At 69.2% G+C, this 6554-nt stretch carries 3 protein-coding genes and 1 pseudogene; 2 read left to right on the top strand and 2 right to left on the bottom strand.

Features of this window, described 5'->3' with window-relative positions; translation table 11 throughout:
* Together K8V84_RS04270 and K8V84_RS04265 are read right to left on the bottom strand one after the other, a co-directional pair.
* Window positions 1-656, bottom strand: a pseudogene (locus K8V84_RS04270) (IS5 family transposase); the annotation flags it as partial.
* 727 nt (window positions 657-1383) lie between these two features.
* Window positions 1384-3675: an ATP-binding domain-containing protein gene (locus tag K8V84_RS04265; RefSeq protein ID WP_304070641.1), complete on the bottom strand. Its 2292-nt coding sequence runs from the start codon at window positions 3673-3675 to the stop codon at window positions 1384-1386.
* Window positions 3676-4025: 350 nt separating this feature from the next.
* Here K8V84_RS04265 and K8V84_RS04260 point away from each other — a divergent pair, with 350 nt between their 5' ends.
* Both K8V84_RS04260 and K8V84_RS04255 read left to right on the top strand, forming a co-directional pair.
* Window positions 4026-6242: an anthranilate synthase component I gene (locus K8V84_RS04260; RefSeq protein WP_304070638.1), complete on the top strand. Its 2217-nt coding sequence runs from the start codon at window positions 4026-4028 to the stop codon at window positions 6240-6242.
* A 144-nt stretch (window positions 6243-6386) separates the two neighbouring features.
* Entirely contained in the window at window positions 6387-6530 is a 144-nt protein-coding gene (locus K8V84_RS04255; protein WP_200816126.1) for a GPGG-motif small membrane protein, read from the top strand.
* Window positions 6531-6554: the final 24 nt, after the last annotated feature.

Here is a 6554-nt window from a genome sequence, read left to right as displayed (position 1 = left end):
CCCCAACCGTTGGGAGGATTCCACGCCCTTGCGGGCCAGGCGATGGACGATTCCGCGTTCGCGGAGCCATTGGCGCAGGTGGTTGTAGTCGTAGCCCTTGTCGCCGTGGAGCTTGGCCGGTTTGCGTCGCCTGCGGCCTCGCCTGGACCTGATGGGCGGTATCGCTCGCACCAGCGGTTGTAGGGCCTGGCTGTCGTGCAGGTTCGCACCCGAGATCGCCATCGAAATCGGAAGCCCGGTCCGATCGGTGATCAAGTGGATCTTCGACCCTTTCTTGCCCCGATCGACAGGATTCGGACCTGTCAGCTCCCCCCTTTGAGAGCAAGCATGTTGACCGAGTCGACTGCACACCGCGACCAGTCCAGCTCACCGCGGGAGCCGAGCTCGTCCAGCACCAGGCGGTGCAGCTTCGCCCACACGCGGGCCCGGCTCCACTCGGTGAAACGTCGGTGTGCGGTAGGCCCGGAGGGGCCGAATACCGGTGGGAGTTGGGCCCAGGTGCAGCCGGTGGTCGCCACGAAGATGATCGCAGCCAAGACCTCGCGGTCCCCGTGTCTGCGCCGCCCACCACCTTGAGGCCGGGTGGGTGCTTCGGGCACCACCCGCTGAAACAGTTCCCACAGTCCGTCCGGCACCAAACGCTCAACCATCGACACCGGTCCAGGTTATCGAGAATCCAAATGAGATGAGCTCTTAGCCGAATCGATCGTTCGGTGAGGTCGTCCACCTGGTGAAAGCTCGACCTCGGTGGGGCCAGGACGTAGGGCCGCACCTCCAGCACGAGGAGTTCACCCTGGGTGTGCACGTGTAGGAAGACGGGGGTGATGACCCAAACGTTCGGGGTGCTCGACCAACTCTGTGATGGGCCGACTCTGTGATGACGGTGTCCCGGAACACGGGATCGAGGTGGGTGCCCGTGCTGAGCGGACGAGTGGCCTCACCGCGGCGGTGCGGGGCGGTGCCGATGGGCGGAAAGGAGGGGGGTGCTTCCGAAGGAGGGGAGGCGTCACGGCCCGGGAGGTTCTGGTCCGGTGCTCGCATTCCTCCCTTCGTCCAGGGAAGGCTTCTTCCGCGGGAATGAACCAGAATCATAGAGCGCCGTGTGCGGGATCGGCCATCGGACAGAACAATTTTCTGGGGCGAAAATCAAAATGCGCATGTTCGCCTTTTCGGGGAACTTGGGGGATTCATGCTGTTCTTCGTTCGCCCTTCGTGTGTCGACGCTCCTGGTGATCGGTCGTGTGGGTGAAGTGGGGCTTCTCCGGGCGGGGATGAGGACGGAACGCGTGTTCGATCAGGCGTGAACGGGAAATTCAACGGGGGATCCTTTGGTGGCCGGGATGGGCATCGCATACTCCATCCCGACCACATGGCCGGATCTCCTCAGGCGCGCAATCGGCGGAGAAGACCCGGAAGGTCCCGGTGGTGGGCCACGGTCAGCCTGCGGGTGGCTCGGGTGAGTGCCACGTACAGGTCGTTGGCGCCGCGTGGTGCGTCGAGCACCTCCTCGGGACGTACCACGATCACCGAGTCGAATTCGAGCCCCTTGGACTCGGTGGCCGACAGCACCACCACGGGCGCCGCCTCCTCGTTCCGATGCCGCTGGGGGCGGCCGGCTCCGGGCAGGGCCCCGGCCACCTCGGCGAGGGAGGCCTCGGAGGTGATGACGGCGACCCGCCCCTCCAGGATCGCCTCGGTCTCCTCGACAACCAGGGCGGGAAGCCCGGACAGGTCCTCGGTGAGACGCACCGCCCGGGGCGGGTCCCCGTCCTCGCGCACCGACTCGGGCACCTCCTGGCCCGGAGCGGCCGCGCGCAGCACGTCGGCGGCGACCGCCATGATCGGCGCGGGCGTGCGGTAGTTGACCCGCAACGTCTCCACGTGCACCTTGTCGCGGGCGTACGGTTCGAGCGCGGCGGTCCACGACGTGGTGCCCGCGGCGCTACCGGTCTGGGCCACGTCTCCCACCACCGTCAACGAACGGGTGGGGACCCGACGCATGACCGATCGCCATGCCATGGGAGACAGCTCCTGGGCCTCGTCGACGATGACGTGCCCGTAGGTCCAGGCCCGGTCCGCTCCGGCCCGGTCGGCGGTGGTCGTCGTCGGTCCCGAAGCCCGGTGGCGGTCGGCCAGGGACGCGGCGTCCAGCCCCATGAGTTCCTGTTCGGCCAGGCCGGTGAACTCCAGCACTCCTTGTGCGTAGCGTTCGGCCTCGGCGCGGTCGGCCTCCTCCCGGCGCTCGCGGGCGCGTTCGGCGCTGTCGTCGTGGCCGAGGAGTTCGGCGGCCACGTCCAGCAGGGGGACGTCCTCCACGGTCCACGGGGAGCCGGTCGGTCGGGCCAGGCCGACGGCCTCCGGCACTTGGGCCGCGTCCGCCACCCGGGCCAGGGCCTCGGGGTCGGCGAACACCTCGCCGAGCAGGCGCTGCGGGGTCAGGTCCGGCCACAGGGCGTCCAGTGCCCACCGGACGGGATCGTCGTGCCAGAGACGTTCGCCGATGTGGGGCAGGTCCTCCTCGACCACGGGTCGGCCCAGCAACGTCGCCTCCGCGCGGGCGAGTTCGGTGAGCAGGGTGGTGACCACGTACTTGCGGGCCACGTTGTGCGGTAGCCGAAGGCCCCGGGCGGTGGTCAGGGTCCGTTCGCACACCGGTCCGGGCACCACCAGGTCGCCGGCGTCGCTCTCCACCCGCAGGTCGGCCTCGCCGAACGCCCGCAGTGGGCTGCGCTGTCGGTCGTCGATCGCGGCGCGCACGAAGTCCGCCATGGCCTCGGCCCCCTTGACCGCGGCGACGTCGTGGTCCTCGCGCGCGGTGGCCTCCATCCCGGGCAGGAGTTCGCCCACGGTGCGCATCACCACGTCGGTCTCGCCCAGGGAGGGCAGTACGTCGCCGATGTAGCGCAGGAACGCCGGGTTGGGGCCCACCACGAGCACGCCGCGTCGTTCCAGGACCGCGCGGTGGGTGTAGAGCAGGTAGGCGGCGCGGTGCAGCGCCGCCACGGTCTTGCCGGTACCCGGTCCGCCCTGGACCACCAGCACTCCGGACAGGGCGGAACGGATGACCCGGTCCTGTTCGGCCTGGATGGTGGCCACGATGTCGCCCATCCGGCCGGTCCTGCCGCGGTCGAGAGAGGCCAGCAGTGCGGCCTCGCCGACCAGTTGTCGTCGGTCGCCGTCGCTGAGACCGTCGGGGTCGAACACCTCGTCGTCCAGGCCGATCACCGTGCGCCGACGAATCCGCAGGTGGCGGCGGCGCGTGATCCCCTCCGGCGCGCCCGGGGTGGCGGCGTAGAAGGGGCGGGCGGCCGGGGCCCGCCAGTCCACGAGGATGGTCTCGTACTCGCTGTCGCGCAGACCGATCCGGCCCACGTACCGGGCCTCGGCGTCCCCGTCGGGGTGGGCGAGGTCGATACGGCCGAAGCACAGACCCTCTTCCACCGCGTTCAGCTGTGCGCCGCGCAGGGCCTGTTCGTGGGCGCGCGTCTCCCGTTCCACGATCGCGGCGAACCCGGAGCGGTCCTCCTGGAGGTGGACGGCGGCCAACCGCTCGCCGGCACGGGCGCGCAGGACGTCCAAACGCTCGTACATGGTGGTGACGCGTTCCTGTTCGGTGGCGATCGCCGCGGCCTCCGTCGCCGTGACGGAGGGACCATCTTGACGGTCTGTGTTCAAGCTGCTATCCTTGCGGTGAGAAGTTAGCGAGAAGCTTTAGTGTGGCGAGTGGATAGAGAACTCTAGCAGAGGTTCTCCGCATTCGGCCACCTCTTCACGCCTGCCACCCTCACCCCGACGGGCGAGGGTTTTTTCGTGTCCGCGTTCCACCGGCCCACCGCAGCCGCTACACTCGGGCCCATGCGAACCGAACCGATCAACGGACAGTGGTGGCGCCGCACCTAGGCGGCGCACCGATCAGTTCGCGTTCGACGAACAGCGACCGCCCGGACCGGCGGTCGTTTTCTGCTTTCGAGGCGACCCCGGCCGGTGATGACCACCCGACCGTAGAGCGCCCCGAAGGACCGGCCGTGAAGCCCAGCGATGCCCAGAACAGCACTTACAACACCCCCTCCGGGGTGAGGGTCCACCGCAGCGCCACCCCGTGCGACCCCGAGATCCTCACCGAGCTCGTCAGCTCCGTCGAGTTCCGCCGAGGCGGTGTGCTCTCCTCGGGAATGGAATACCCCGGCCGCTACGACCGCTGGCACCTGGGCTACGTCGACCCCTGCCTGGAGGTCGCCACCCGTGGGCGACGGGTCACCGCCACCGCGCTCAACGAGCGAGGCCGCGTCCTGCTCCCCGTCGTGGACCGGGCGCTGCGCACCGCGGGCGAGGTCGTGGACACCGGTCCGGACCAGGTCACCGTGACCGTGCCCGAAGCCGACCCGGGAGAGTTCTTCACCGAGGAGGCGCGCAGCCGCCGGCCCAGTGTCTTCACCGCGGTGCGCGCCCTCCTGGACACCCTGCGCAGCCCCGAGGACACCGTCCTCGGCCTCTACGGAGCCTTCGGATACGACCTCGCCTTCCAGTTCGAACACGTCGAACGGCACATCGACCGCGACCCCGGCGACCGCGACCTGGTCCTGCACCTGCCCGACGCCCTCGTGGTCCGCGACCGCAAGCGCGAGACCTGTGTGCGCTACACATACGAGTTCACCGTCCCGGCCCGGGGCGATCGGCCCGAGACCACCACCGAGGGTCTGCCCCGCACCACCGAACCCACCCCGCCGGTGGTGGCCACCGAGGTGCCGGCCGGACCCGAACCCGGCTCCTACGCCGAGATCGTGGCCCAGGCCAAGAAGCGCTTCCGTCGCGGCGATTTGTTCGAGGTGGTGCCCGGACACCGGACCTACGCCCGATGCTCCTCCCCGGCCCGCTTCTACGAGAACCTGCGTGAGCGCAACCCCGCCCCCTACGAGTTCTTCTTCAACCTCGGAGAGGGCGAGTACCTGGTGGGCGCCTCCCCGGAGATGTTCGTCCGCGTCAGCGGCGAGCCCGGAGCCGGTCGGCGGGTGGAGACCTGCCCGATCTCCGGCACCATCCGCCGTGGCGAGGACGCCCTGGGCGATGCCGACAACATCGAGGAGCTGCTCGCCTCGGTCAAGGAGAAGTCCGAGCTCACCATGTGCACCGACGTGGACCGCAACGACAAGTCGCGGGTGTGCGAGCCGGGCAGCGTCAAGGTGATCGGCCGACGACAGATCGAGATGTACTCACGTCTCATCCACACCGTCGACCACATCGAGGGAACCCTGCGTCGTGAGTTCGACGCGCTGGACGCCTTCCTCACCCACATGTGGGCGGTCACCGTCACCGGCGCGCCCAAGACCTGGGCGATGCGCTTCATCGAACAGCACGAGACCAGCCCGCGTCGCTGGTACGGCGGTGCCGTCGGCGTGCTCAACTTCGACGGTTCGATGAACACCGGGCTCACCCTGCGCACCGCCCACATCCGTGACGGGGTGGCCGCGGTGCGGGTCGGCGCGACGCTGCTGTACGACTCCGACCCCGAGGCCGAGGAGAAGGAGACCTTCCTCAAGGCGCGCGCCCTGATGGAGACCCTCGCCCAGGGCGAGGAGCAGGACGCCCAGAAGTCCCGGCCGCCGAAGGTCGTCGAGGAGTCCGAGCCCGCTCCGCCGCCGGGCGCCGGTATGCGAGTGCTGCTGGTCGACCACGAGGATTCCTTCGTCAACACCCTGGCCGACTACGTGCGCCGTCACGGAGCCGAGGTCACCACCGTCCGCTACGGGTTCGACCAAGCCCTGTTGGATCGCCTCGCCCCCGACCTGGTCGTCCTCTCGCCCGGGCCCGGCCTGCCCGAGGACTTCGCGATGGACCACCTGCTCGACGCCCTGGCCGCCCGCGGGCTGCCGGTGTTCGGCGTGTGCCTGGGTCTGCAGGGCATGGTCGAACACGCCGGCGGTGAGCTGAGCACCCTGGACGAACCCGTGCACGGCAAGCCCGGCCGGGTCGAGGTCCTGGGAGGGGAGCTGTTGGCCGGCCACGGTGAGGGGGGTCGGTTCCAGGCGGCCCGCTACCACTCGACCTACACCGTGCCCGAGGCGGTGAAGCACTTCGAGGTGACCGCCGTCCTGGACGGAGAGAAGGGCGAGCCGCCGGTCGTCATGGCGATCGAGGACCGTGCGGCGCGCTGGTACGCGGTGCAGTTCCACCCCGAGTCCATCCTTTCGGCGGCGGTCGGCGAGGGGATCGTCGCGCGCGCTTTGGAACTCGCGCGGCGCTGACCGGGCCCGGCCGCGGAAACGAGCGGTCCGCGCGTGAAAGATTTCTCGCGTGCGGACCGCCTCTCAGCTGCATGGGAGACGAACATGACCGAGACCTTGCCGTGAACGAAGTTTGACCAACTCGTTAGCGGACAGGGGTTGCGTATGAGTATTTTGTTGCTGATCCTCGGGATCATCCTTATCGTCGCCGGTGTGATGGGCCTCCTGCGCGGACAGCTCCTCTGGGGCATCGTCCTCATCGTCGTCGGGGTGATCCTCTCGCCCGGCGGGTTCGTCCTCGGCCTCTAGCGAGCGGCCGAACCTTTCCAACGA

This window comes from Nocardiopsis listeri, assembly GCF_020741345.1.
In the GTDB taxonomy this organism is placed as follows: Bacteria; Actinomycetota; Actinomycetes; order Streptosporangiales; family Streptosporangiaceae; genus Nocardiopsis; species Nocardiopsis listeri_A.
Note: the sequence above shows the minus strand (reverse complement) of the source record. Positions and strands in the feature narration are given on the sequence as shown.

Coding starts and splice junctions, on each gene's coding strand:
- K8V84_RS04255 (WP_200816126.1), top strand. CDS start 6,387: ATGAGTATTTTGTTGCTGATCCTCGGGATCATCCTTATCGTCGCCGGT.